The sequence below is a fragment of the Variovorax sp. HW608 genome (assembly GCF_900090195.1).
Classification (GTDB): Bacteria; Pseudomonadota; Gammaproteobacteria; order Burkholderiales; family Burkholderiaceae_C; genus Variovorax.
The window spans coordinates 3,216,992-3,238,681 of record NZ_LT607803.1 but is presented as its reverse complement, the minus strand read 5'-3'; the positions used below and the strand labels follow the sequence as shown (position 1 = coordinate 3,238,681).

Sequence of the window (21,690 nt, the reverse complement as noted above, 5' to 3'; positions counted from 1 at the left end):
TCGATGAACGACAAAGAGACAGAACGGGTCCGGCTCGAAGCAGGCGCGCTGCGCCTCGAACTGGCGCCGGCAATCGGTGGCGCGGTCACCGCGCTCTATGACGTCGAGGGCGGTACGCGCTTCGACTGGCTTCGCCCGGCGACCGACGAGGCGCTGGCGCGGCGCGATCTCTTCGCGATGGCGAGCTTTGCGCTCCTGCCCTGGTGCAACCGGATCCGCGAGGGCCGTGCGCATTTCGGCGGCCGCGAGATCGCGATTCGTGCAGGGCATCCGGCCGGGCCGTCGGGCAAGCATCCGCTGCATGGCATCGGCTGGTTGCGCCCATGGCGCGTCGCGCAGGCCTCGGCGACGCGGGCCTTGCTCGAACTTGCCGTCGATGCCGACGCGCAATGGCCGTGGCGATTCGAGGCTTCGCAGAGTTTCGAGCTCGATCCGGCGGGACTTCGCTGCACCGTCACGCTGACCAACCGCGACCGCGCGCCGATGCCCGCGGGGATCGGGCATCACCCGTACTTTCCCCATCGCGCCGGCACGCGGCTGCAGACCGAGACCGCCGCGATGTGGCGCGGTGATTCGGAAGTGATGCCCGCCGGCCTCGAACCCGCGGCCGAGGTGGCCCGGCTGCGCAATGGCGTGCGCCTGTCCGAATTCGACCTGGACAACAACTTCACGGGCTGGCAGCGTAGCGCCCGTATCGACTGGCCCGACGCCTCGCGCGCGCTGGTGATGGCGGCCGAATCGCCGCTCGACTTCTTCGTGCTGTACTGCCCGAGCGGCGCGGACCACTTCTGCGCCGAACCGGTGAGCCAGTGCACCGATGCGATCAACCTCGCGGACCGTCATGGCCCGGCCGAGGTCGGCGGGGCCGTGCTCGCGCCCGGCGAAACGCTCTCGGGAACCTGGACCCTTCGCTCGGTGCGCTAGGGCGTGTTCACCCTAATTCCGGGGATCGCGTTGCCGAGCAAAGGGGCTGGATGCAAGGCGCCCGTGCGCAGCAAGGCTTCGGCCTTGCAAGCGCGGGCAACGCCGCAGACGGCCCCTTTGCTCGGCAACCCCAGGGAAGGTGTGCCAGGGCGGGCCACTCGGCGTTGCGCTCCTTGCATGTGCCAACGCACATGCGGCGTCGCGCGCCTTGATTGGCCCGCCCTGGCACGCCTTCGCGACCCCGGAATTAGGGTGAACACGCCCTAAACGCCGCGTGCGCGGTCGGCCTTGAACTGCGCGCGGAATTCGCTGAAGCGCCCCGCGTCGAGCGCCTCGCGGATCTCGCGCATCAGGTTCAGGTAGTAGTGCAGGTTGTGGATGGTCGTGAGCATCGGGCCGAGCATCTCGCCGCAGCGGTCCAGGTGATGCAGGTAGGCGCGGCTGAAGCCGTCGCGGCCGCCCTCGTTCCAGGGCACGCCCGACGAACCCGCGCAGGCATGGCAGGTGCAGCTCGGATCGATCGGCTGCGGATCACTCTTGTGGCGCGCGTTGCGCATCTTGAGGTCGCCGTAGCGCGAGAACAGCGTGCCGTTGCGCGCATTGCGCGTGGGCATCACGCAGTCGAACATGTCGACGCCCTGCGCCACGCCTTCGACGAGGTCCTCGGGCGTGCCGACACCCATCAGGTAGCGCGGCTTGTGCGCCGGCAGCCGGTGCGGGGTGTGCGCCATGATGCGCAGCATCTCGTCCTTGGGCTCGCCGACGCTCACGCCGCCGATCGCGTAGCCGGGGAAGTCCATCTCGACCAGCTTGGCGAGCGACTCTTCGCGCAGGTTCTCGAACATGCCGCCCTGCACGATGCCGAAGAGCGCGTTGGGGTTCGAAAGCCGCGCGAACTCGTGCTGGCAGCGCAAGGCCCAGCGCAGGCTCAGCTCCATCGACTTGCGCGCCTCGGCCTCGGTGGTGATGTGGCCCTGGGTCTCGTACGGCGTGCACTCGTCGAACTGCATGACGATATCGCTGTCGAGGATGGTCTGGATCTGCATCGAGACCTCGGGCGTGAGGAACAGCTTGTCGCCGTTGACCGGCGACGCGAACTTCACGCCTTCCTCGCTGATCTTGCGCATCGCACCGAGTGACCAGACCTGGAAGCCGCCCGAGTCGGTGAGGATGGGCTTGTTCCACTTCTCGAACTCGTGCAGCCCGCCGAAGCTCGACATCACATCGAGGCCGGGCCGCATCCACAGGTGGAAGGTGTTGCCGAGGATGATCTGCGCGCCCATCTCCTCGAGGCTGCGCGGCATCACGCCCTTGACGGTGCCGTAGGTGCCCACGGGCATGAAGATCGGCGTCTGCACCACGCCGTGGTTCAAGGTGAGCTTGCCGCGGCGCGCGTGGCTCGACGGGTCGGTGGCGAGGAGTTCGAAGTTCAGCATGGATCAGGACTTTCTGGCGAGGAGCATCGCATCGCCGTAGCTGAAGAAGCGGTAGCGCTCGCGGATCGCGTGGGCATAGAGCGCCATCACGCGCTCGTAGCCGGCGAAGGCGCTCACCAGCATCATGAGCGTGCTCTTGGGCAGGTGGAAGTTGGTGACGAGCACGTCCACGTGCTCGAAGGCGAAGCCGGGCGTGATGAAGATGCTCGTGTCGCCCGAGGCCTCGCCGCTCCTGGCCCAGGATTCGAGCGTGCGGACGGTGGTGGTGCCGACCGCGACGACGCGGCCGCCGCGCGCCTTGGCCTCGGCGATCGCGCGTTGCGTCGCGCCAGGCACCTCGTAGCGCTCGGCGTGCATGGTGTGCTCGGCGATGTTCTCGGTCTTCACCGGCTGGAAGGTGCCGGCGCCGACGTGCAGCGTGACGTTCGCTCGCTGGACGCCGCGCGCTTCGAGTTCGGCGATGAGGGCGTCGTCGAAGTGCAGCGCGGCGGTCGGCGCCGCGACCGCACCGGGCACACGCGCGAACACGGTCTGGTAGCGGCTTTCATCGTCCGCCGAATCGGCGTGCGTGATGTAGGGCGGCAGCGGCACGTGGCCGCAGCGGGCCATCAGCGCGTACGGGTCTTCGCCCGCGGGGCTTTCGAAGCGGAAGCGGAAGAGGGCGCCGTGCTCGTCGGGCCAGCGGCCGAGGAGCGTGGCGCTGAAGCCGCCGGTCATCGCGAGCGTGGTGCCCACCTGCGGCTTCTTGCTGACCTTCATGTGCGCGACGACCTCGTGGTCCTGCAGCACGCGCTCGACCAGCAGTTCGAGCTTGCCGCCGGTCGGCTTTTCGCCGAAGAGCCGCGCCTTGACGACGCGCGTGTCGTTGAAGACCAGCAGGTCGCCGGGCAAGAGCAGAGAGGGCAGGTCCCGGAAGATCCTGTCGGCCGGTGTGTTGCCAGTGCCGTCGAGCAATCGGGAGGCGCTGCGCTGCGCAGCGGGGTGTTGCGCCACCAGTTCGGGCGGCAGATGGAAATCGAAATCGGAAAGCGTGAAGTCGCGCATGGTGCTTGAGGGCCGGACGGGCCCGTGCCAAGAAGGCGAGGGGTTGCGAAGAGGCGGGCAGAATTGTCCCATGCCCGCCGCCGCCAAGTCCCCGCCCACGGAAAAGCCCGTCCCCGCATCGGCGCCCGCACCCGGCACCGGCCTGAGCGCGGTCCAGCGCGCGCTGCGCAAGCTGGGCCTGCTGCGGGACATCGATTTCGCGCTCTACCTGCCGATGCGCTACGAGGACGAGACGCGCCTCGTGCGCCTGGCCGACACGCGCGACGGCGACATGGCGCAGATCGAAGCGGTGGTCACCTCGTGCGAAGTGGTCTACCGGCCTCGGCGCCAGTTGATCGTGACCGTCGACGACGGCAGCGACACCTGCCAGCTTCGCTTCTTCAACTTCTATCCGTCGCAACAGAAGCAGCTCGCCGTCGGCGGTCGGGTGCGCATTCGCGGCGAAGTGCGCGGCGGCTTCGTCGGACGGCAGATGATGCATCCGGCCGTCAAGGCGGCGGGCACCGCATTGCCCGAGGCCTTGACGCCGGTCTATTCGACCATCGCCGGGCTGGCGCAGCCGGTGCTGAGGCGCGAAGTCCGTTCGGGGCTGGCGCGCGCGCTGCTCGACGAGACCCTGCCGCCGGGCGCGGCGCCTCACGGCACGTGGGAGCTGCGCCGCGCGCTGAATTTCCTGCACTATCCGGCGCCGGACGTCGCGATCGCCACGCTCGAAGACCACAGCCATCCGGCCTGGCAGCGGCTCAAGGCCGACGAGCTGCTCGCGCAGCAGCTGTCGCAACTGCAGGCCCGCCGCGAACGCGCCGCGCAGAAGGCGCCGGTGCTCGAAGTGGACGCCTCCGGCGGTCCGCTGCACAAGGATCTGCTGGCTGCGTTGCCGTTCAGTCTCACCGGCGCGCAGCGGCGCGTGGGCGAAGAGATCACGCGCGATCTGGCGCGCAACGTTCCGATGCACCGGCTGCTGCAGGGCGACGTGGGTTCGGGCAAGACCGTGGTCGCCGCGCTCGCGGCGGCGCGCTGCATCGACGCGGGCTTCCAGTGCGCGCTGATGGCGCCGACCGAGATCCTCGCGGCGCAGCACTTCGGCAAGCTGGTGAACTGGCTCGATCCGCTGCTCGCCGAGCGCGGCCTGCGGGTCGCATGGCTCACCGGCAGCCAGAAGAAGAAGGAACGCGACACCATGACAGCCGCCATCGAAAGCGGCGAAGCCGCGCTGGTGGTCGGAACGCACGCCGTCATCTCCGAGAAGGTGCACTTCCGCGATCTCGCGCTGGCGGTCATCGACGAGCAGCACCGCTTCGGCGTGGCGCAGCGGCTCGCGCTGCGTGGCAAGGCCGGCGACGAGTTCGAGCCGCATCTGCTGATGATGAGCGCCACCCCGATCCCGCGCACGCTGGCGATGAGCTATTACGCCGACCTCGATGTGTCCACGCTCGACGAGCTGCCGCCCGGCCGCACGCCGATCGTCACCAAGCTGGTGGCCGACCATCGGCGGGATGAAGTCATCGACCGCATCCGCGCCCAGCTCGAACAGGGCCGGCAGGTCTACTGGGTGTGCCCGCTGATCGAGGAAAGCGAGGCCATCGACCTGCGCAACGCCACCGAGACGCGCGACGAACTGGCCGAGGCGCTCGGCGAGCAGGTCCGCGTCGGCCTCCTGCATTCGCGCATGCCGACTGCGGAGAAGCAATCGGTGATGGAGGACTTCACGGCCAACCGCCTGCAGGTGCTGGTGAGCACGACCGTGATCGAAGTCGGCGTCGACGTGCCCAATGCCTCGCTGATGGTGATCGAGCACGCCGAGCGCTTCGGCCTTTCGCAACTGCACCAGTTGCGCGGCCGGGTGGGCCGCGGCGCCGCGGCTTCCGCCTGCGTGCTTCTCTATGCGCCGAACGAGGGCGGGCGCGTCGGCGAAGCCGCCCGCGCCCGCCTCAAGGCCATGGCCGAAACCAGCGACGGCTTCGAGATCGCGAGGCGCGACCTGGAGATCCGCGGTCCCGGCGAATTCCTGGGCGCCCCGCCAGTCCGGCGCGCCGCTGCTGCGCTTTGCCGACCTGAGCACGGACGTGCTGCTGCTCGACTGGGCCCGCGAACTGGCGCCGAAGATGCTCGACCGCGACCCGGAATTGGCAGCGCGCCACGTCGATCGCTGGCTGGGCAGCAAGGCCGAATACCTCAAGGCGTAGGGCCCGCAGCCCGGGGCGAGTAATAATAGCTTTTAGCTATGACACTCACGGAACTCAAGTACATCGTCGCGGTCGCGCGCGAGAGGCATTTCGGAAAGGCCGCGGAAGCCTGCTTCGTGTCGCAGCCGACCCTGTCCGTGGCGATCAAGAAGCTGGAGGACGAACTCGAGGTCAAGCTGTTCGAGCGCAGCGCGGGCGAAGTCACCGTCACGCCGCTGGGCGAACAGATCGTCCAGCAGGCGCAGAGCGTGCTCGACCAGGCCGCGAGCATCAAGGAGATCGCCAAGCGCGGCAAGGACCCGCTTTCGGGGCCGCTGAACCTCGGGGTGATCTACACCATCGGCCCCTATCTGCTGCCCGACCTCGTGCGCCAGAACATCGCCCGCACGTCGCAGATGCCGCTGGTGCTGCAGGAGAACTTCACCGCCAGGCTGCTCGAGATGCTGCGCTCCGGCGAGATCGACTGCGCGATCATGGCCGAGCCCTTTCCCGACACCGGGCTCGCGATGGCGGCGCTCTACGACGAGCCTTTCATGGCCGCGCTGCCGGCCCACCATCCGCTGGCGAGCAGGGAATCGGTCACCTCGGACGAGCTCAAGAAGGAGACGATGCTGCTTCTGGGCACCGGCCATTGCTTCCGCGACCACGTGCTGGAGGTCTGCCCGGAATTCGCGCGCTTCTCCAGCAACGCCGAGGGCATCCGCAAGAGCTTCGAAGGCTCGTCGCTCGAAACCATCAAGCACATGGTCGCCTCGGGCATGGGCGTCACGCTGGTGCCGCGCCTGTCGGTGCCGGCCGATGCGCTCAAGCCCAGGTCGAAGAGCCGCAGGGAGCCGGAGCAGATCGTGCGCTACCTGCCGGTGCTCGACGCCCAGGGCGGCGATCCGCCGACCCGGCGCGTGGTGCTGGCGTGGCGCCGCAGCTTCACCCGCTACGAGGCCATCGCCGCGCTGCGCAACGCGATCTATGCCTGCGAACTGCCGGGCGTCAGGCGCCTTTCCTGAAAGACGCGCCATCGGACTGCGAATTGACGCACGGCTTCGCGCGATGGCTGCGCTAGAGTGGCGGTCTTGCCGTCAACCAACTGAAGAAAGAAGTCATTGCCATGGCCAAAGTCGAGAAGAAAGCCAAGTCGACCGCCAAAGCGCCGGCCGGGTCCGCCGGCAAGGTGCCCAGGAAGGGTGGCGTGGCGGTTGCGGAGGAGTCCGGCAGCCGCAACGCCCCGGTCATCAACATCGGCATCGAGCGTCAGGACCGCGCCGCCATCGCCGAGGGCCTGAGCCGGGTGCTCGCCGACACCTACACGCTCTACCTCACGACCCACAACTTCCACTGGAACGTGACCGGCCCGCACTTCAACTCGCTGCATGCGATGTTCATGGCGCAGTACACGGAGCTGTGGGGCGCGACCGACGTCATCGCCGAGCGCATCCGCGCGCTGGGCCACTACGCGCCGGGCTCGTACGCCGAATTCGGCAGGATCGCCACGGTCCCCGACGTGCCGCAGACGCCGCCCAAGGCGATGGAAATGGTCCGCATCCTGGTCAAGGGCCACGAGACCGTCTCGCGCATCGCGCGCGAGTTCATCCCGGTGGCCGAGGACGCCGGCGACGATCCCAGCGCCGACATGCTGACCGCGCGCTGCACGGTGCACGACCAGACCGCGTGGATGCTGCGCTCGCTCCTTGAAGACTGAGGCCGCCATGCCCGCCGCAGGGTCGGTCCCACCGGCGCCCGCGCCGCGCCGCGGGCGTTTGGCCCTTTATCTCGACCTGATCCGCTGGAACCGGCCGGCGGGGTGGCTGCTGCTGCTCTGGCCGACGCTGGGCGCGTTGTGGTTCGCCGCCGGCGGCTGGCCGGGCTGGCATCTGCTGGCGGTGTTCGTGGTCGGCACGATCCTCATGCGCAGCGCCGGCTGCTGCGTGAACGACGTCGCCGACCGCGACTTCGACCGGCACGTCAAGCGGACCGCGAAACGGCCGGTCACCAGCGGCGAAGTCTCGGTGCCCGAGGCGCTCACGCTGGGCGCCGTGCTGGCGCTGGCCGCATTCGCGCTGGTGCTGACCACCAATCGGATCACCGTCCTGATGTCGTTCGCGGCGCTCGCGGTGACCTTGGTCTACCCATTCGCCAAGCGCTTCGTCTCGGTGCCGCAGGCGGTACTCGGCATCGCCTTCAGCTTCGGCATCCCGATGGCGTTCGCCGCCGTTCGCGGGAGCGTGCCGGCGGTGGCGTGGTGGCTTCTGGCCGGCAATCTGTTCTGGGTGCTGGCCTACGACACCGAATACGCGATGGTCGACCGCGACGACGACCTCAAGATCGGCATGAAGACCTCGGCGATCACCTTCGGCCGCTTCGACGTGGCGATCGTCATGGCGAGCTACGCGATCTTCCTGGCCGTCTGGACCGTCATCGGCAGCGCCGCCGGGCTGGGCGCGGCGCTCTACCTGGGGATCGGCATCGCCGCCGCGCAGGCGCTGTGGCACTGGCGGCTGATCCGCGACCGCACGCGCGACGGCTGCTTCAAGGCCTTCCGGCTCAACCACTGGCTCGGTTTCACCGTGTTCGCCGGCATCGTCGCCGGGTATCTATAGCTTCCCGAATTCCTTGCCGAGCTCGGCCGCGCGGCGCTGGGCCGCGCGGATCGCGGTCTTGAACTTCGCCTTGACCTCGTCGTTTTCCATCGAAGTGATCGCCGCGTAGGTGGTGCCGCCCTTCGACGTCACCCGCTCGCGCAGCACGGCGGGCGGCTCGGTCGCGCTTGCGGCCAGCGCGGAGGCGCCGGTGAACGTGCCCACCGCGAGTCGGTGCGCCTGCTCCGGCGCGAGGCCCAGCTCGACGCCGGCCTCGGCCATCGCCTCGATGAAATAGAACACGTAGGCTGGGCCGGAGCCCGAAACGGCTGTCACGACGTCGAGCGCCTCCTCGGCGTCGACCCACATCAGCTCGCCGGTCGCGCCGAGGACCTGCTCGATGAGCTTGCGGTCGGCGATGTCCGCCGCCTCGCGTGCGAAAAGGCCGGTCATGCCCTGGCCGACCAGTGCCGGCGTGTTCGGCATGGCGCGGACGACGCGCTCGGTCCCGAGCCAGCGCGCGATGCTGCCGGAGGGGATGCCGGCGGCCACGCTCAGGTGCAGCGCCTCGGGCGCCAGTCCGCGCACGGGCTGCGCCGCCTCGGCAAAGCTCTGCGGCTTGACGGCCCACACGATCACCCCGCACCGGCCCAGTGCCGGGCCCGCCGCGGGCTGTGCGGTGATGCCGAAATCGTTGGCGAGCCGGGCGCGCGCCTCGGCCAGCGGCTCGACGACTTCGATGCTGGCGGCCGGAATGTCCTGCTTGAGGAGCCCGCCGATGATGGCGCTGGCCATGTTGCCGCCGCCGATGAAGCCGATGGGCGGCAGGGGTGTCGGTTCCCGCCGCGGCAGGAAGGTGACTGCGATATTCATGATCTGTCCGGTGAATTCGAAAGCTGCGAACCGGGTGATCTGCAGCGGATTGAAATTGTCGTCGCTCCCCGCGACCCGGTGCCGGTGACACGGAGGCCGTCCGTCCGGCCCCTATAAGTTGTTGACGGGGAACGGATCATGTGCCATAATATCGGGCTTCGCTTCAAAAAGGCGAAGCTTCTGCCCAGCGGAAGCGCACCGAAGTGGTTTCGGTGCGTGGACGACGGGCCCAAGACTGATCGTTTGGTTGCTCCGGGCTGGTCCGGGTGGCAAGCGGTACAAGTTGGGAATATCACGAAATGATCCAAACTGAATCCCGGCTCGATGTGGCCGACAACACGGGCGCGAAATCCGTCCTGTGTATCAAGGTGCTCGGTGGCTCCAAGCGGCGCTATGCCAGCGTCGGCGACGTCATCAAGGTCTCCATCAAGGAAGCTGCTCCGCGTGGTCGCGTCAAGAAGGGCGAGATCTACAGCGCGGTGGTGGTTCGCACCGCCAAGGGCATCCGTCGCGCCGACGGCTCGCTCGTCAAGTTCGACGGCAATGCCGCCGTGTTGCTCAACGCCAAGCTGGAGCCGATCGGCACCCGCATCTTTGGACCGGTCACGCGCGAACTGCGTACCGAGAAGTTCATGAAGATCGTGTCGCTGGCCCCCGAAGTTCTCTAAGGACAACAACGCCATGAACAAGATTCGCAAAGGCGACCAGGTCATCGTGTTGGCCGGGCGCGACAAGGGCAAGCGCGGCACCGTCACGCTGCGCAAGGACGACTCGCACGTCGTCGTCGAGGGCATCAACCTCGTCAAGAAGCACACCAAGCCGAATCCCCTGAAGGGTACGACGGGTGGCATCGTTGAAAAGGCCATGCCGATTCATCAATCCAACGTGGCGATCTTCAATGCCGCTACCGGCAAGGCCGATCGCGTCGGCATCAAGGTCACGGACGGCAAGCGCGTGCGCGTCTTCAAGTCCAGCGGCGAAGAAATCAAGGCCGCCTAAGGGGTACTTACATGGCACGTCTCCAACAACACTATCGCGAAAAGATCGCGAAGGATCTGACCGAAAAGTTCGGCTACACCTCGCCGATGCAGATCCCGCGCCTGACCAAGATCACGCTCAACATGGGTGTGGGCGAAGCAGTCGCCGACAAGAAGGTGCTCGACAACGCCGTCGCCGATCTGACGAAGATCGCCGGCCAGAAGCCCGTGGTGACCAAGTCGAAGAAGGCGATCGCCGGCTTCAAGATCCGTGAGATGCAGCCGATCGGCTGCATGGTCACGCTGCGCGGCGTGCAGATGTACGAATTCCTGGATCGTTTCGTGACCATCGCGCTGCCGCGCGTTCGCGACTTCCGCGGGATCTCCGGTCGTGCGTTCGATGGCCGTGGCAACTACAACATCGGCGTCAAGGAACAGATCATCTTCCCCGAGATCGAGTACGACAAGGTCGATGCCCTGCGCGGTCTCAATATCAGCATCACGACGACGGCCAAGACCGACGAGGAAGCCAAGGCGCTTCTCGCCGGCTTCCGTTTCCCGTTCAAGAACTGAGGTGGTTTGTGGCTAAAGTAGCTTTGATCGAGCGCGAGCTCAAGCGAGAAAAACTGGTCGCAAAGTACGCCGCCAAGCATGCGGAACTGAAGGCGATCGCCAACGACGCAAAGAAGAGCGACGAAGAGCGCGCAGCTGCCCGCCTGGCTCTGCAGAAGCTCCCGCGCAATGCGAACCCGACGCGCCAGCGCAACCGCTGCGAAATCACGGGTCGTCCGCGCGGCACCTTCCGTCAATTCGGTCTGGCGCGCGCCAAGATCCGCGAAATGGCCTTCAACGGCGACATCCCTGGTGTCACCAAGGCCAGCTGGTAAGCCAGGCAGGAGCAAACAACATGAGCATGAGTGATCCCATTGCCGACCTGCTGACGCGTATCCGCAACGCGCAGATGGTGGCGAAGCCCACCGTGTCGGTTCCGTCTTCCAAGGTGAAGGTCGCAATCGCACAAGTCCTGAAGGACGAGGGCTATATCGACGGCTTCAAGGTCAAGACCGAAGCCGGCAAGAGCGAGCTCGAGATCGCGCTGAAGTACTACGCTGGCCGTCCGGTCATCGAGCGCATCGAGCGCGTGAGCCGCCCCGGCCTGCGCGTCTACAAGGCCAGCGCCGCGATTCCGCAAGTCCAGAACGGCCTCGGCGTTGCCATCGTCACGACCCCGAAGGGCGTGATGACGGACCGCAAGGCGCGCGCCGCCGGTGTCGGTGGCGAAGTGCTGTGCTACGTCGCCTAACCGAGACATCAAGGAGAAACCGAATGTCCCGCGTAGGAAAAATGCCGGTCGCCATCCCCGCAGGCGTGGATGTGTCGATCAAGGAAGACCAGATCAGCGTCAAGGGCTCGGGCGGCACGCTCAGCCTCGCGCGCAATGCGCTGGTGAACGTCGTCAACAAGGACGGCAAGCTGAGCTTCGAGCCCGCCAACGATTCGCGTGAAGCCAACGCGATGAGCGGTACGGTTCGCCAGCTGGTGAACAACATGGTGGTCGGTGTGACCAAGGGCTTCGAGAAGAAGCTCAACCTGATCGGCGTCGGTTACAAGGCCCAGGCGCAAGGCGCCAAGCTGAACCTGTCGGTCGGTTTTTCGCATCCGGTCAACAAGGACATGCCGCAAGGCATCACGGTGGCAACGCCCACCCCGACCGAAGTCGTGATCAAGGGTGCCGACCGCCAGCGCGTCGGCCAAGTGGCCGCTGAGATCCGCGCCATCCGTCCGCCCGAGCCCTACAAGGGCAAGGGTATCCGCTATGCGGACGAGAAGGTCGTGATCAAAGAGACCAAGAAGAAGTAAGGGGCAGCAAAATGATGTTGACCAAAAAAGCACAGCGTCTCCGTCGCTCGCGTCAGACCCGCATCCGCATTGCAACGCAAGGCGTGGCACGTCTGACGGTGAACCGCACCAATCTGCACATCTACGCCACCGTCATCTCCGGCGACGGCTCGAAGGTGCTTGCAAGCGCCTCGACCGCGGAAGCCGAAGTGCGCGCCGCCCTGGGCGCCTCGGGCAAGGGTGGCAACACCGCTGCCGCAACCGCCATCGGCAAGCGCATCGCCGAAAAGGCGAAGGCTGCCGGCGTGGAAAAGGTTGCCTTCGATCGCGCAGGCTTCGCATACCACGGTCGCGTCAAGGCGCTGGCCGATGCGGCCCGCGAAGCCGGCCTGCAGTTCTAACCGGACACGAGATTCAAAATGGCAAAGATTCAGGCAAGAACGCAGAACGAAGGACCCGAGGACGGTCTGCGCGAGAAGATGATCGCGATCAACCGCGTCACCAAGGTGGTGAAGGGTGGTCGTATCCTTGGTTTCGCAGCGCTCACCGTGGTGGGTGACGGCGACGGCCGCGTCGGCATGGGCAAGGGCAAGTCCAAGGAAGTGCCCGCTGCCGTGCAGAAGGCAATGGAAGAAGCGCGTCGCAATCTGATGAAGATTTCGATCAAGAACGGCACGCTGCATCACCGCGTGACGGGCCACCATGGCGCCGCTTCGGTGGTCATGATTCCGGCGCCCAAGGGTACCGGCATCATCGCCGGCGGCCCGATGCGCGCCGTCTTCGAAGTCATGGGCATCACCGACATCGTGGCCAAGAGCCATGGCTCGTCGAACCCCTACAACATGGTCCGGGCCACCCTGGACGGCCTGAAGAATTCGACGACCGCGTCAGAAGTCGCTGCCAAGCGCGGCCTGACCGTCGAAGAACTCTTCGCCTGAAACGGAGCAGTCAGATGACGACGCAACAACAAACCGTCAAGGTGCAACTGGTCAAGAGCCCGATCGGCACCAAGCAATCGCATCGCGCCACCGTGCGTGGCCTGGGCCTGCGCAAGCTCAACAGCGTGAGCGAACTGCAGGACACGCCCGCGGTCCGCGGCATGATCAACAAGATCAGTTATCTGGTCAAAGTGCTCTAAGCAGAGTCACTGAGAGAGACGCATATGGAACTCAATGGCATCAAGCCGGCAGCTGGCGCCAAGCACGCCAAGCGCCGTGTCGGCCGCGGTATCGGCTCCGGCCTCGGCAAGACCGCGGGCCGCGGTCACAAGGGTCAGAAGTCGCGCGCGGGCGGTTTCCACAAGGTGGGCTTCGAAGGCGGCCAGATGCCGCTGCAGCGTCGCCTGCCGAAGCGCGGCTTCAAGTCGCAGCTTCTGAAGTTCAACGCCGAAGTGACGCTCGCCTCGCTCGAGCAGCTCGGCCTGGCCGAAGTGGACGTGCTGGCTCTCAAGCAGGCCGGCCTGGTGGCTCAGATCGCCAAGGTCGTCAAGGTCGTGAAGTCGGGTGAGCTCACCAAGGCCGTCAAGCTGACGGGCATCGGTGCGACGGCCGGCGCCAAGGCTGCGATCGAAGCGGCCGGCGGCAGCGTTGCCTGAACAAACGGACTGAAAGAAGTTCTTCGTGGCAACCAACGCGGCAACGCTCGCAAAAACAGGCAAGTTCGGTGACCTGCGTCGCCGGCTTGTCTTTTTGCTGCTCGCTCTCGTGGTCTATCGCGTCGGGGCTCACATCCCGGTGCCCGGCATCAATCCGGACCAACTGGCGCAGCTGTTCCAAGGCCAGCAAGGCGGCATCCTGAGCCTGTTCAACATGTTCTCGGGCGGCGCGTTGTCGCGCTTCACCGTGTTCGCGTTGGGCATCATGCCTTACATCTCCGCGTCGATCATCATGCAGTTGATGACCTACGTGTTGCCGAGCTTCGAACAGTTGAAGAAGGAAGGCGAGGCGGGCCGCCGCAAGATCACCCAGTACACCCGCTACGGGACGCTGGGCCTTGCGCTGTTCCAGTCGTTCAGCATCGCCGTTGCGCTCGAGTCGTCGCCGGGTCTGGTCCTGGCGCCGGGGTTCGGCTTCCGCCTCACCGCGATGATCAGCCTGACCGCGGGTTCGATGTTCCTGATGTGGCTGGGTGAGCAGATCACCGAGCGGGGCCTGGGCAACGGGATCTCGATCCTGATCTTCGCCGGTATCGCTGCGGGCCTGCCCAATGCGATCGGCGGCTTGCTCGAACTGGTTCGCACCGGCGCAATGAACGTGCTGGTTGCCTTGTTCATCGTGGCCGTGGTGGTCCTCGTGACCTACTTCGTCGTGTTCGTCGAACGTGGCCAGCGCAAGATCCTCGTGAACTATGCGCGGCGCCAGGTGGGCAACAAGGTGTATGGCGGCCAGTCGTCGCACCTGCCGCTCAAGCTGAACATGGCCGGCGTGATCCCGCCGATCTTCGCGTCGTCGATCATCCTGCTGCCGACCACGATCGTGGGCTGGTTCAGCACCGGCGAGAGCTCGCGCTGGATCAGGGACATTGCCAGTGCATTGCACCCGGGTCAGCCGATCTACGTCCTGCTGTACGCCAGCGCCATCGTGTTCTTCTGCTTCTTCTATACGGCGCTCGTGTTCAACAGCCGTGAGACCGCAGACAACCTGAAGAAGAGCGGCGCGTTCATCCCGGGCATCCGTCCGGGCGACCAGACCGCAAGGTATATCGACAAGATCCTGGTTCGTCTGACGCTGGCCGGCGCGGTGTACATCACCTTCGTCTGCCTGCTGCCGGAGTTCCTGATCCTGAAGTACAACGTGCCGTTCTATTTCGGCGGCACCTCCCTGTTGATCATCGTGGTGGTCACGATGGACTTCATGGCCCAGGTGCAGAACTACATGATGTCTCAGCAGTACGAGTCCCTGCTCAAGAAGGCGAACTTCAAGACGTCGTAGGCATGAGATGTCGAAGGACGATGTCATCCAGATGCAAGGCGAGGTTCTGGAGAACCTGCCGAACGCAACATTCCGGGTGAAGCTCGAAAACGGGCACATCGTTCTTGGTCATATTTCCGGAAAGATGCGGATGCACTACATCCGCATCCTTCCAGGTGACAAGGTCACCGTTGAGTTGACGCCCTACGACTTGAGCCGGGCGCGCATTGTGTTTCGGGCGAAATGAGTCGCCGGGTTGAAGAGTTTTAGGAGAATGAAATGAGAGTTTCGGCTTCGGTCAAAACCATTTGCCGTAATTGCAAGATCATCCGCCGCAAGGGTGTGGTGCGTGTGATCTGTTCCGACCCGCGCCACAAGCAGCGCCAGGGTTGATTGATAGAGTACTAGAGGACGCACATGGCACGTATTGCTGGCATCAACATTCCGCCGCACAAGCACGCTGAAATCGGCCTGACGGCCATTTACGGCATCGGTCGCACGCGCGCTCGCAAGATCTGCGAAGCGAGCGGCATCGAGTACTCGAAGAAGATCAAGGATCTGACCGACGCCGATCTCGAGAAGATCCGCGACCAGATCGCGCTCTTCACGATCGAGGGCGACCTGCGCCGCGAAACGACGATGAACATCAAGCGCTTGATCGACATCGGTTGCTATCGTGGTTTCCGTCATCGTCGCGGCCTGCCGATGCGCGGCCAGCGTACGCGCACCAACGCCCGCACCCGCAAGGGTCCGCGCAAGGCAGCGCAGTCCCTGAAGAAATAAGGATAGACCAGCATGGCTAAAGCTCCTGCCAATAACGCAGCACAGCGCGTTCGCAAGAAGGTTCGCAAGAACGTCGCGGACGGTATCGCGCACGTGCACGCTTCGTTCAACAACACGATCATCACGATCACGGACCGCCAGGGCAACGCCCTGTCGTGGGCCTCGTCGGGTGGTCAGGGCTTCAAGGGTTCGCGCAAGTCGACGCCGTTCGCTGCGCAGGTCGCCTCTGAAGTCGCCGGCCGCGCCGCGGTCGAGCAAGGCATCAAGAATCTCGACGTCGAGATCAAGGGTCCCGGCCCGGGTCGCGAATCGTCGGTGCGCGCGCTGGCCGCGCTCGGCATCCGGATCAACTCCATTGCCGACGTGACCCCGGTGCCGCACAACGGCTGCCGTCCGCAGAAGCGTCGTCGCATCTGAGGCGATGACGTCCGGCGCAGCGCGCTTCACGGCCGCTGCGCATTTGCTTTTTTAACAAGCCCACCGCCGTCGGCACGCCGCTGACGGCTCCCGCAGTCCACTGCGGCAGATGAACAAAGGAAGATCAAGTGGCACGCTACCTCGGCCCCAAGGCCAAACTCTCGCGCCGCGAAGGCACCGACCTGTTCCTGAAGAGCGCCCGTCGTTCGATCCAGGACAAGGCCAAGTTCGACTCCAAGCCCGGTCAGCACGGCCGCACCTCGGGCCAGCGCACCTCCGACTTCGGTCTGCAACTGCGCGAAAAGCAGAAGGTCAAGCGCATGTACGGCGTGCTCGAGAAGCAGTTCCGCCGCTACTTCGAAGAAGCTGACCGCCGCCGCGGCAACACGGGTGCCAACCTGCTGTTCATCCTCGAGTCGCGCCTGGACAACGTCGTCTATCGCATGGGCTTCGGCTCGACCCGCGCGGAAGCCCGCCAGCTCGTGTCGCACAAGGCGATCACGGTGAACGGCCAGTCGGTCAACATCCCGTCGTACCTGGTCAAGACCGGCGACGTCATCGCGGTCCGCGACAAGTCGAAGAAGCAGAACCGCGTCGTCGAAGCGCTCCAACTGGCACAGCAAGTCGGGATTCCGGCTTGGGTCGAAGTGAATGCCGACAAGGCCGAAGGCACCTTCAAGAAGGTGCCCGATCGCGACGAATTCGCTTCGGACATCAACGAATCGCTGATCGTCGAACTGTATTCAAGGTAAGGCGATAACGTGCCGCTGACGCGGCGCGTACTTTTGATTTTTCGTTCCCGCCGGGGAGGCATTCCCGCCGGGGACTTCACCAGCCTTACCGGTGTAACGAGCCGGGGGTATTGAGAGGAAGTCTGCATGCAAACCACCCTGCTGAAACCCAAGACGATCCAGGTCGAGCAACTCGCGCCCAATCGCGCGAAGGTCACGCTCGAGCCGTTCGAGCGCGGCTACGGCCACACGCTCGGCAACGCGCTGCGTCGCGTTCTGCTTTCGTCGATGGTCGGCTATTCGGCGACGGAAGTCACGATCGCGGGCGTGCTGCACGAGTACTCGTCCATCGATGGCGTGCAGGAAGATGTGGTCAACATCCTCCTGAACCTCAAGGGCGTGGTGTTCAAGCTGCACAACCGTGACGAAGTCACGCTGAGCCTGCGCAAGGACGGTGAAGGTGCCGTGACGGCGTCGGACATCCAGACGCCGCACGACGTCGAGATCATCAATCCCGATCATGTGATCGCTCACCTGTCGCAGGGCGGCAAGCTCGACATGCAGATCAAGGTCGAGAAGGGCCGCGGCTACGTGCCGGGCACCATGCGCCGCTATGCGGACGAGCCGACCAAGTCGATCGGCCGCATCGTCCTCGATGCCTCGTTCTCGCCGGTCAAGCGCGTGAGCTACACGGTCGAAAGCGCCCGTGTGGAGCAACGCACCGACCTCGACAAGCTCCTGGTCGAAATCGAGACCAACGGCGCCATCACGGCTGAAGACGCGGTTCGCGCTTCGGCCAAGATCCTGGTCGAGCAACTGGCCGTGTTCGCGCAGCTCGAAGGCGGCGAACTCGCCGCGTTCGACCAGCCGGCGCCGCGCAGCGCCCAGCAGTTCGATCCGATCCTGCTGCGTCCGGTCGACGAGCTCGAACTCACGGTTCGCTCCGCGAACTGCCTGAAGGCGGAAAACATCTACTACATCGGTGACCTGATCCAGCGCACCGAGAACGAGCTGCTCAAGACCCCGAACCTGGGTCGCAAGTCGCTCAACGAAATCAAGGAAGTGCTCGCCTCGCGCGGCCTGACCTTGGGCATGAAGCTCGAAAGCTGGCCGCCGGCCGGCCTCGACAAACGATAAGCCAGAAGGACAAGGCTGCCGCTTGCGGCATGCCTTGTTATCCTCTGGTGGAAGGTGAACACCCAGTACCTGACACGGCTGGGTGCAATTTAAAGGTAAAGGAAAACACACCATGCGTCACGGACACGGACTCCGCAAACTCAACCGCACCAGCTCGCACCGCCTCGCGATGCTGCAGAACATGATGAATTCGCTCATCGAGCACGAAGTCATCAAGACCACGGTCCCCAAGGCCAAGGAACTGCGCCGCGTCATCGAACCGATGATCACCCTGGCCAAGAAGCCGACGGTCGCCAACAAGCGTCTCGCCTTCGACCGCCTGCGCAGCCGCGACAGCGTCGTGAAGCTCTTCGGTGAACTCGGTCCGCGCTACCAGGCTCGTCCTGGCGGCTACACCCGCATTCTCAAGATGGGTTTCCGCGTCGGCGACAACGCGCCCATGGCGCTGGTCGAACTGGTCGATCGCCCTGAAGTTTCTGAGGCTGCCGACGAGCAAGCCGCTGCGGAATAAGCTATAATTTACGTCTGCCGCGCGATGGAGCAGCCTGGTAGCTCGTTGGGCTCATAACCCAAAGGTCGCAAGTTCAAATCTTGCTCGCGCAACCAAATAAAAACGCCCACTTTTTCAAGTGGGCGTTTTCTTTTGTGCGTCGTTTCGAATCAATCGGGGATTACAGCGGTGACCTCGATTTCCACTTTGGCGCGGGATTCGACCAGCGCCGCCACCTGCACGCAAGTCATCGCGGGAAAGTTGCGGCCCATCGCATCGCGGTACACCGGGCCGAGTTCGCCCAGGCGGCGGTTGTACTCATCGCGATCGGTCACGTACCAGGTCATGCGCACCATGTGCTCGGGTCCGGCACCGGCCTCGCGCAGGATTTCGACGATGTTTCTGAGCGCCAGCCCCGTCTGTTCGATGAAGTCGTCCGATTCGAATTGCTGCTGCGCATTCCAGCCGATCTGTCCGCCGACGAACACCATGGTGCCGCGTGCGGCGACGCCGTTCGCGTAGCCTTTCGGAGGGGCCCAGCCAGGGGGTTGGAGGAGTTTGATCATGCGAGTTGCCTCAGTTTGAATCGTTGGAGTTTCCCGGTCTCGGTGCGCGGCAGGCTCGCCACGAACGCGACCTCCCGGGGATATTTGAAAGGCGCGATGCTCGCCTTGACGTGATCCTGCAGCGCCTTGACCAGCGCCGCATCGCCTGTGTGCCCGGGCTTGAGGACGCAGAACGCCTTGACGATCATTCCGCGCTCCTCGTCCGGCTTGCCGATGACGCCGCATTCCGCCACCGCGGGGTGCTTGAGCAGCGCGTCTTCGACCTCGGGCCCGCCGACGTTGTAGCCCGCGGTGACGATCATGTCGTCGGCGCGCGACTGGTAGAAGAAGTAGCCGTCCTCGTCCTCGACGAAAGCGTCGCCCGGGTAGTTCCAGCCGTTCCTGACGTAGTCGCGCTGACGCGGATCGTCCAGGTAGCGGCAGCCCACCGGGCCGATGATGGCCAGCCTGCCCACCGTGCCCCGCGGCACCTCGTTGCCCTCGTCATCGACGATCCTCGCGGTGAAGCCGGGCACGGCCTTGCCGACCGCGCCGCGGCGCACGTCGCTGCCGGCCGCCGAGATGTAGATGTGGAACACCTCGGTGCCGCCGATGCCGTCGAGCATCTCGACGCCGGTCGCCTGTTTCCAGAGCTGCCGCGTCGCATCGGGCAGCGCTTCGCCGGCGCTGACGCTGATGCGAAGGCTGGGCACGCCATGCTGCTTCGCGAATGCCGCCATCTGCCGGTAGAAGGTGGGCGCGGTGTAGCAGATCGTCGCGCCGACGTTCCGGATGACCTGCACCATCGTCTCGGGCGTGTAGGGGCCGTCGTGGAAGTAGACCGAAGCGCCAGCCCACATCGGGAAGATCAGCAGGCCGCCGAGACCGAAGGTGAAGGCCAGCGGCGGCGAGCCGATCACGATGTCGTCGCTGCGTGCCCGCAGGATGTGGCGCGGCCAGGTCTGGCACATCGCGAGCACGTCGCGATGCGTGGTGACCGGCGCTTTGGGCTTGCCGGTCGTCCCCGAAGTAAAAGCCAAGAGGGCGATGTCGTCCGCCGAGGTGGGACACGCCTTGAACACGCCGCTCTTGGCCGCGGCGCGCGCGGTGAGCGAATCCGGCGCATCGGGCTGGTTGAAGGCGACGATCGTCCTGAGCACCGGATGTGCCTCCCTGGCCGTCTGCAGCTCGTCCAGCAGCTTGCCGTCGCACAGCGCGACGGCGGGCTGCGCCTTCTCGAGGATCTCGCCCAGCTCCTTGGCGCGAAGCAGCGGCATGGTCGCGACCGCGATCATGCCGGCCTTGACCACCGCCAGCCACGCCAGGGCCATCGGGATCGAATTGCCCCCGCGCAGCAGCACGCGATTGCCCGGCACCAGCCCCAGGTCCTCGGTCAGCACCTGCGCAATGCGGTTGACCTCGACCGCGGCCTCGGCGTACGTGAGCGTCCTGGCCGGGGAGCGCAGCATCGGCTTGTCCGCGAAGCCTTTGTCCGCCGCCTTGTCGAGCAGTTCCTCGACCAGGTTCAGCTGATCGGGCAGTCGAAGCTCGGGCAGGTCGTAGCGGAAGATCGGCAACTGGTCGGCCGGCGGCAGCCGGTCATGCACGAAGCGGTCGATTTGCGCGCTGTTCATGGGGTCCTCAGGACGGATTTGCCGATGATGAGCTGCTGGACCTCCGTCGCGCCTTCGTAGATGCGCAGGGACCGGATGTCGCGGTAGAGGCTCTCGACCTTGCTGCCGACCTTGACGCCGAGGCCGCCGTGCATCTGCAGCGCCATGTCGATCACCCGGCTCGCGTTCTCGGTGGCGCTCATCTTGGCCATGGCGGCGGCGGCGGTCAGGTCGCCGACGGCCGGCGCGCCGCGACGCTCGCTGTCGTCGCGCATCCAGGCGGCGCGATAGGTCAGCAGCGCGCCGGCATCGACCAGCGCGGCCATCTCGCCGAGCTTGGCCTGCGTGAGCTGGAAGTCGGCCAGCGTCTGACCGAACATCTTGCGCTTCTGTGCATGCTGCACGGCTTCGGTCAGTGCCCGGCGTCCCATGCCCAGCGCGGCGCCGGCGACCGAGGCGCGGAAGATGTCGAGCGTGCGCATCGCCAGCTTGAAGCCGCCGTTCAGCTCGCCGAGCTGGGCGCTCTTCGGAACCACGCAGCCGTCGAAGCGCAGCGTGGCCAGCGGATGCGGCGCCATGACGTCGATATGTGACGAGGTGTCGAGCCCCGGCGTCTTCGCGTCGACGATGAACGCGGTGATGCCGCGCGAACCGGCGCCCGGATCGGTCTTGGCGAAGACGCAATAGAAGTCCGCGAGCCCGCCGTTGCTGATCCAGGTCTTCTCGCCGGCAAGGCGCCAGCCGTCGGCGGTGGGCTCCGCGCGCATGGCCATCGCGCCGACATCGGAGCCGGCGTCGGGCTCGCTCAGCGCAAAGGCCGCGATCTTGTCGCCGCGACCCACCGGCACGAGGTAGTTCGCGTGCTGCTCGGCGCTACCCGCGAGCGTGATCGCGCCACTGCCCAGCCCCTGCATCGCGAAGGCGAAATCGGCCAGCGGCGAATGGAAGGCCAGCGTCTCGCGCAGCAGCACCAGCGCGCGCGAATCGAGCCGGTCGAGCGCGCCGCCCGAAGCGGCCGGCACGCAGTAGCGCAGCCACCCGGCATCGCCGAGGCGCCGGACCCAGTCGCGGCAGGCGGCGCGATCGTCGCGCTCGTCCACCGACTGCGCGCGCGCCCACGGCAGCAGGTCGCGCGCCAGCGCGCGATGCGCGTCATCGAAGAACGGCAGCGCGAGGTGCGTCGTGGAAGGATCGACAGAGGATGCGGCCATGG

General features: G+C 65.7%; 28 protein-coding genes, 1 tRNA gene and 1 pseudogene. 24 read left to right on the top strand and 6 right to left on the bottom strand.

The window, feature by feature from the left end; genetic code table 11:
* The first annotated feature begins 3 nt into the window (after nucleotides 1-3).
* The gene (locus VAR608DRAFT_RS15130) at nucleotides 4-924 is read left to right on the top strand and encodes an aldose 1-epimerase (protein WP_088958800.1); all 921 of its coding nucleotides are present in this window, start codon (nucleotides 4-6) and stop codon (nucleotides 922-924) included.
* 263 nt (nucleotides 925-1,187) lie between these two features.
* Here VAR608DRAFT_RS15130 and tgt read toward each other — a convergent pair whose 3' ends face one another.
* Entirely contained in the window at nucleotides 1,188-2,360 is a 1,173-nt protein-coding gene (tgt, locus tag VAR608DRAFT_RS15125; RefSeq protein WP_088954796.1) for a tRNA guanosine(34) transglycosylase Tgt, read from the bottom strand.
* A gap of 3 nt (nucleotides 2,361-2,363) precedes the next feature.
* Entirely contained in the window at nucleotides 2,364-3,404 is a 1,041-nt protein-coding gene (gene queA / locus VAR608DRAFT_RS15120; protein WP_088954795.1) for a tRNA preQ1(34) S-adenosylmethionine ribosyltransferase-isomerase QueA, read from the bottom strand.
* A gap of 70 nt (nucleotides 3,405-3,474) precedes the next feature.
* Between queA and recG the strand changes: the two are divergent.
* From recG to ubiA, 4 genes and pseudogenes are all read left to right on the top strand, one after another.
* Nucleotides 3,475-5,590 (top strand): annotated as a pseudogene (gene recG, locus VAR608DRAFT_RS15115) (ATP-dependent DNA helicase RecG).
* A gap of 38 nt (nucleotides 5,591-5,628) precedes the next feature.
* Complete coding sequence (locus tag VAR608DRAFT_RS15110) at nucleotides 5,629-6,594, top strand: LysR substrate-binding domain-containing protein (protein WP_088954794.1); 966 nt, start codon at nucleotides 5,629-5,631, stop codon at nucleotides 6,592-6,594.
* Between the two features lie 101 nt (nucleotides 6,595-6,695).
* Nucleotides 6,696-7,286 carry a Dps family protein gene (locus VAR608DRAFT_RS15105; protein WP_088954793.1) on the top strand — a complete coding sequence of 197 codons (591 nt, stop codon included), beginning with the start codon at nucleotides 6,696-6,698 and terminating at the stop codon, nucleotides 7,284-7,286.
* Between the two features lie 7 nt (nucleotides 7,287-7,293).
* Nucleotides 7,294-8,184: a 4-hydroxybenzoate octaprenyltransferase gene (gene ubiA, locus VAR608DRAFT_RS15100; RefSeq protein WP_088954792.1), complete on the top strand. Its 891-nt coding sequence runs from the start codon at nucleotides 7,294-7,296 to the stop codon at nucleotides 8,182-8,184.
* Here ubiA and proC read toward each other — a convergent pair.
* Nucleotides 8,179-9,036, bottom strand: coding sequence for a pyrroline-5-carboxylate reductase (gene proC / locus VAR608DRAFT_RS15095; RefSeq protein WP_088954791.1), 858 nt, complete (start codon nucleotides 9,034-9,036; stop codon nucleotides 8,179-8,181). The two genes, ubiA and proC, sit on opposite strands and share 6 nt — an antisense overlap.
* A 299-nt stretch (nucleotides 9,037-9,335) precedes the next feature.
* Between proC and rplN the strand changes: the two genes are divergently transcribed.
* The 19 genes from rplN to VAR608DRAFT_RS15000 all read left to right on the top strand — a co-directional run bounded on the left by rplN (nucleotide 9,336) and on the right by VAR608DRAFT_RS15000 (nucleotide 18,435).
* Complete coding sequence (gene rplN / locus VAR608DRAFT_RS15090) at nucleotides 9,336-9,704, top strand: 50S ribosomal protein L14 (RefSeq protein ID WP_068674584.1); 369 nt, start codon at nucleotides 9,336-9,338, stop codon at nucleotides 9,702-9,704.
* A gap of 13 nt (nucleotides 9,705-9,717) precedes the next feature.
* The gene (rplX, locus tag VAR608DRAFT_RS15085; protein WP_088954790.1) at nucleotides 9,718-10,035 is read left to right on the top strand and encodes a 50S ribosomal protein L24; all 318 of its coding nucleotides are present in this window, start codon (nucleotides 9,718-9,720) and stop codon (nucleotides 10,033-10,035) included.
* An 11-nt stretch (nucleotides 10,036-10,046) separates the two neighbouring features.
* Nucleotides 10,047-10,586: a 50S ribosomal protein L5 gene (rplE, locus tag VAR608DRAFT_RS15080; protein ID WP_088954789.1), complete on the top strand. Its 540-nt coding sequence runs from the start codon at nucleotides 10,047-10,049 to the stop codon at nucleotides 10,584-10,586.
* A gap of 8 nt (nucleotides 10,587-10,594) precedes the next feature.
* Entirely contained in the window at nucleotides 10,595-10,900 is a 306-nt protein-coding gene (rpsN, locus tag VAR608DRAFT_RS15075) for a 30S ribosomal protein S14 (protein ID WP_088954788.1), read from the top strand.
* A 20-nt stretch (nucleotides 10,901-10,920) separates the two neighbouring features.
* Nucleotides 10,921-11,316, top strand: a complete 396-nt coding sequence (gene rpsH / locus VAR608DRAFT_RS15070) for a 30S ribosomal protein S8 (protein WP_088954787.1) — start codon at nucleotides 10,921-10,923, stop codon at nucleotides 11,314-11,316.
* 23 nt (nucleotides 11,317-11,339) lie between these two features.
* The gene (gene rplF / locus VAR608DRAFT_RS15065; protein WP_088954786.1) at nucleotides 11,340-11,873 is read left to right on the top strand and encodes a 50S ribosomal protein L6; all 534 of its coding nucleotides are present in this window, start codon (nucleotides 11,340-11,342) and stop codon (nucleotides 11,871-11,873) included.
* Nucleotides 11,874-11,887: 14 nt separating this feature from the next.
* Complete coding sequence (gene rplR, locus VAR608DRAFT_RS15060; protein WP_088958799.1) at nucleotides 11,888-12,253, top strand: 50S ribosomal protein L18; 366 nt, start codon at nucleotides 11,888-11,890, stop codon at nucleotides 12,251-12,253.
* Between the two features lie 18 nt (nucleotides 12,254-12,271).
* Complete coding sequence (rpsE, locus tag VAR608DRAFT_RS15055) at nucleotides 12,272-12,790, top strand: 30S ribosomal protein S5 (protein ID WP_088954785.1); 519 nt, start codon at nucleotides 12,272-12,274, stop codon at nucleotides 12,788-12,790.
* Nucleotides 12,791-12,804: 14 nt separating this feature from the next.
* Nucleotides 12,805-12,990, top strand: a complete 186-nt coding sequence (rpmD, locus tag VAR608DRAFT_RS15050) for a 50S ribosomal protein L30 (RefSeq protein ID WP_088954784.1) — start codon at nucleotides 12,805-12,807, stop codon at nucleotides 12,988-12,990.
* A 24-nt stretch (nucleotides 12,991-13,014) separates the two neighbouring features.
* A complete protein-coding gene (rplO, locus tag VAR608DRAFT_RS15045; protein ID WP_088954783.1) occupies nucleotides 13,015-13,446 on the top strand; it encodes a 50S ribosomal protein L15 in 432 nt (143 codons plus the stop codon).
* 25 nt (nucleotides 13,447-13,471) lie between these two features.
* On the top strand, nucleotides 13,472-14,782 hold the full coding sequence (gene secY, locus VAR608DRAFT_RS15040) for a preprotein translocase subunit SecY (protein WP_088954782.1): 1,311 nt from the start codon (nucleotides 13,472-13,474) through the stop codon (nucleotides 14,780-14,782).
* Between the two features lie 7 nt (nucleotides 14,783-14,789).
* On the top strand, nucleotides 14,790-15,008 hold the full coding sequence (gene infA / locus VAR608DRAFT_RS15035) for a translation initiation factor IF-1 (protein ID WP_086919801.1): 219 nt from the start codon (nucleotides 14,790-14,792) through the stop codon (nucleotides 15,006-15,008).
* Nucleotides 15,009-15,040: 32 nt separating this feature from the next.
* On the top strand, nucleotides 15,041-15,154 hold the full coding sequence (rpmJ, locus tag VAR608DRAFT_RS15030; RefSeq protein WP_068641696.1) for a 50S ribosomal protein L36: 114 nt from the start codon (nucleotides 15,041-15,043) through the stop codon (nucleotides 15,152-15,154).
* A 24-nt stretch (nucleotides 15,155-15,178) separates the two neighbouring features.
* Nucleotides 15,179-15,544: a 30S ribosomal protein S13 gene (rpsM, locus tag VAR608DRAFT_RS15025; RefSeq protein WP_088954781.1), complete on the top strand. Its 366-nt coding sequence runs from the start codon at nucleotides 15,179-15,181 to the stop codon at nucleotides 15,542-15,544.
* Between the two features lie 12 nt (nucleotides 15,545-15,556).
* On the top strand, nucleotides 15,557-15,961 hold the full coding sequence (gene rpsK / locus VAR608DRAFT_RS15020; protein ID WP_009124825.1) for a 30S ribosomal protein S11: 405 nt from the start codon (nucleotides 15,557-15,559) through the stop codon (nucleotides 15,959-15,961).
* Between the two features lie 128 nt (nucleotides 15,962-16,089).
* Nucleotides 16,090-16,713 (top strand): 30S ribosomal protein S4, encoded by a 624-nt coding sequence (gene rpsD / locus VAR608DRAFT_RS15015; protein WP_088954780.1) that lies wholly within the window; start codon nucleotides 16,090-16,092, stop codon nucleotides 16,711-16,713.
* A gap of 126 nt (nucleotides 16,714-16,839) precedes the next feature.
* Nucleotides 16,840-17,829 carry a DNA-directed RNA polymerase subunit alpha gene (locus VAR608DRAFT_RS15010; RefSeq protein ID WP_088954779.1) on the top strand — a complete coding sequence of 330 codons (990 nt, stop codon included), beginning with the start codon at nucleotides 16,840-16,842 and terminating at the stop codon, nucleotides 17,827-17,829.
* 112 nt (nucleotides 17,830-17,941) lie between these two features.
* Nucleotides 17,942-18,340 (top strand): 50S ribosomal protein L17, encoded by a 399-nt coding sequence (gene rplQ / locus VAR608DRAFT_RS15005; protein WP_088954778.1) that lies wholly within the window; start codon nucleotides 17,942-17,944, stop codon nucleotides 18,338-18,340.
* A gap of 18 nt (nucleotides 18,341-18,358) precedes the next feature.
* A tRNA-Met gene (locus tag VAR608DRAFT_RS15000) sits at nucleotides 18,359-18,435 on the top strand.
* Between the two features lie 54 nt (nucleotides 18,436-18,489).
* Here VAR608DRAFT_RS15000 and VAR608DRAFT_RS14995 read toward each other — a convergent pair.
* The 3 genes from VAR608DRAFT_RS14995 to VAR608DRAFT_RS14985 are packed head-to-tail and all read right to left on the bottom strand — an operon-like array spanning nucleotide 18,490 to nucleotide 21,688.
* Complete coding sequence (locus tag VAR608DRAFT_RS14995; protein WP_088954777.1) at nucleotides 18,490-18,885, bottom strand: RidA family protein; 396 nt, start codon at nucleotides 18,883-18,885, stop codon at nucleotides 18,490-18,492.
* Nucleotides 18,882-20,498 carry an AMP-binding protein gene (locus VAR608DRAFT_RS14990; protein ID WP_088954776.1) on the bottom strand — a complete coding sequence of 539 codons (1,617 nt, stop codon included), beginning with the start codon at nucleotides 20,496-20,498 and terminating at the stop codon, nucleotides 18,882-18,884. Before VAR608DRAFT_RS14990 ends, VAR608DRAFT_RS14995 begins: the two co-directional genes overlap by 4 nt.
* Entirely contained in the window at nucleotides 20,495-21,688 is a 1,194-nt protein-coding gene (locus VAR608DRAFT_RS14985; protein WP_088954775.1) for an acyl-CoA dehydrogenase family protein, read from the bottom strand. The genes VAR608DRAFT_RS14990 and VAR608DRAFT_RS14985 overlap by 4 nt, the downstream gene beginning before the upstream one ends.
* Nucleotides 21,689-21,690 lie beyond the last annotated feature (2 nt).